Origin of the sequence: Streptomyces sp. H27-H1, from assembly GCF_026627445.1 — a bacterium.
Classification (GTDB): Bacteria; Actinomycetota; Actinomycetes; order Streptomycetales; family Streptomycetaceae; genus Streptomyces.
In genome coordinates, this window is record NZ_JAPNLJ010000142.1 from 1 (window position 1) to 1,348 (window position 1,348).

A 1,348-nucleotide genomic window follows, 5' to 3' on the forward strand; every position below is an offset into this window, starting at 1 on the left:
CGGCGGACAAGGCGCTCGCTACCACGACGGTGAAGTCCTCCCCCAACCCCTCCACGTTCGGTCAAACGGTTACCTTCACCGCGACCGTCACCGGCAACCTCGACACCGCCCCCGGCGGAAACGTCACCTTCACCGAAGGCACCACCACCCTGGGCACCAGCCCCCTCGACTCCTTGGGCCGGGCGACGCTGACCACCGGCAGCCTCGCCGTCGGCTCGCACGTGATCACCGCCACCTACAACGGCGACGCCAACTACAACCCCAGCAGCGACAGCACCAGCCAGACCGTGCAGTCTGTGTCTCCGCTGGTGGTGCCGTGGGCTTCCGGGCTGGAGTCGGGCACGGTCGGTGTCTACTACAGCGACAGCACCCTGACCGGATCGGTCACCGGTGGCACCTCCCCCTACACCTTCACCGCTACCGGCCTGCCGCCGGGACTGAACATCCAATCCCGCACCGGCGAGGTCTACGGAACCCCGACTGCTGCTGGCACCTACACCCTCACCGTGAAGGTCACCGACAGCGGCGGCCGCACCAGCGGCCAGACCTCCTCCCAGTCGTTCAGCATGACCGTGTATGCCGCACCCACCACTCTGGTCGCCACCAACGCCACCTTCACCCGCAGCCCGCAGACACTCACGTTCACAGGCATGACCGCCACCCTGACCAGCAACGGCACCCCGCTGGCCGGGCGGACCGTCCTCTTCACCACCAGCGATGACATCCTCCTGTGCACCGCTATCACCAACGGCAACGGCACAGCCACCTGCTCCAGCTACACCGGCCCCAACCGCCGCACTGTCGCCAACGTCGCCCGAGACCTGCGCCGCAACGGCTACACGGCCATCTTCGAAGGCGACGGCAACTACACCGGCTCCACCGCCACCGCCACCGCCCCCGTCACCCAGCAGGGCTGACACCAGCGGGCACCGCACGGCAGGGCCTCCCCCTCCCCTGAGTAAGGGAAGGGGGAGGCCCTGCCTGGGAAGTGGGTTGAGGTGCCCCGTGTTTTCCGGACAGCTGGCTATAGGCTACGAGCTGCTGGTTCATGTACTCGTCGTGGACCTCTTGCGGGGTCCGGTAGCCGAGCTTCGAGTGGCGGCATTTCGTATTGTAGCGGACCTCGATGTAGCGGGCGATATCCCGGTATGTTGAGCGCGAGTGGGGTAGACCGTGCGGTGGACGCGTTCATTCTTCAGTGTCGCGAAGAATGATTCGGCCATGGTATTGTCGTAGCAGATTCCTGTCCGTCCGACGGATTGCCGGATTCCGAGCCTGTGCAGCGTCTTGGCGAACTGATCGGATGTGTAATTGCTGCCGCGGTCGGAATGAAATACGGCGTCAAGCG

The 1,348-nt window shown here is 65.6% G+C and carries 1 protein-coding gene; it reads left to right on the forward strand.

The genetic code is table 11. The features are described from left to right. On the forward strand, positions 1-917 hold a 917-nt coding region (locus OTB20_RS42160; protein ID WP_267825182.1), incomplete at its 5' end, for an Ig-like domain-containing protein. Positions 918-1,348 lie beyond the last annotated feature (431 nt).